The organism is Halorubrum sp. BV1, assembly GCF_000746205.1.
Classification (GTDB): domain Archaea; phylum Halobacteriota; class Halobacteria; order Halobacteriales; family Haloferacaceae; genus Halorubrum.
This window is the reverse complement of the sequence record NZ_JQKV01000032.1, coordinates 1-1,176: the sequence shown is the minus strand read 5'-3', so window position 1 is coordinate 1,176 and position 1,176 is coordinate 1. Positions and strand designations below refer to the sequence as shown.

2 protein-coding genes are annotated in these 1,176 nt (G+C 52.8%); both read left to right on the top strand.

Annotated elements, in window-relative coordinates:
- The coding region (locus tag EP28_RS14470; RefSeq protein ID WP_049984157.1) for a hypothetical protein at window positions 1-301 on the top strand (301 nt) is incomplete at its 5' end.
- Between the two features lie 107 nt (window positions 302-408).
- Entirely contained in the window at window positions 409-1,017 is a 609-nt protein-coding gene (locus EP28_RS11505; protein WP_230455357.1) for a hypothetical protein, read from the top strand.
- Window positions 1,018-1,176: the final 159 nt, after the last annotated feature.

The following is a 1,176-nucleotide window of genomic DNA, read 5'->3' as shown; positions in this document are numbered from 1 at the left end:
CAAAATTGACATTGAGTACTCGGAAGCAATCACTGCAACAGATCAAGAGGACAAGCAGATTCGGTGGATCCCTGATTGTCAGATTGAGGCAACAGATGGATGGAACGGCGAACTTCTAGAGCGCTATTGGTGCGAGATCAAGACCGGGGATGCATCGTTCCAACGCCATCAGATAGAGACAATGGAGCAGTTCGCAGTCGAGCATCGAGTGCTCAAAGCCAAGGTGCGAATCGACGATCTCCCGGACAACTACACTGTTGCGTTCCACGAGGTCAGTCCCCCAACTGACAAGGAGTACTGAGGATCACGAGTAGAAAGACGACGATGAGGTTGGCACTCTGCCGTGATGACAGCATATTCTGCCTCGGGAACGGCAAGACACTACCGTACTGCCGGACTTGACAGAGTGTGTCTGAAGAGGAACTGGCGTTACTGCGGCAAGTCGCCGAAGATTTCGCTGCCGCAGTACCGGTCGTCGATAAGTCTCTCGTGCACGATCGTTGGCAGCCGGGGATCGGTCCATTTGAAGAAGAGACCCAGCTCGACGCACTTATCGAGGAAACCCAAGAATCGCGATCTTGGTCAGTCGAGTCCGAAAAGACATACCCCAACGGTGGGCAACGCTGTGACCTCGTTGTGAGTGAGGACGAAGTCACTGTGCCTGTCGAAGCAAAGCTCGCGCGGTTCCACTACGATAACGGGAATATCGATCCCCAAAGCTACGCTCGACTGTTCACTCCGTTCCCAGAGGAGTCATCGTCTTCACTGCTCACGGACGCGAAGAAACTCACGAAGTCTTCTTTCGAAGGCACTAGTGGGCTACTTGCGCTCTACTACGAACAAGAGAACGAGACCTATCAGCAAATGAGCGCTGAGAATGTTGCGGAGAAGCTTGCTCAGGATGTCGGGTTTTGGTACGACTTTGACACGGAAGTCGCAGAGATCGCAGAGTTCGATGGACTATGCCATCCACATCACCAGCGTGGGGCAGTCATCACGTGGGCCCTCTTTCCGTGACTACTGCTGCGGTCATGGAGCATAATGTGTTACCCTGTAGTGTTTACTAGTCGTCGAAAGCACCAGGTTATTTTTTCCTACATCTCCTCGACTGTTGGTTGTGGTAACTGTAGACTGGGGCCCAGCACTTGAGGAACTGAAGGAATCGGCAGACAACGT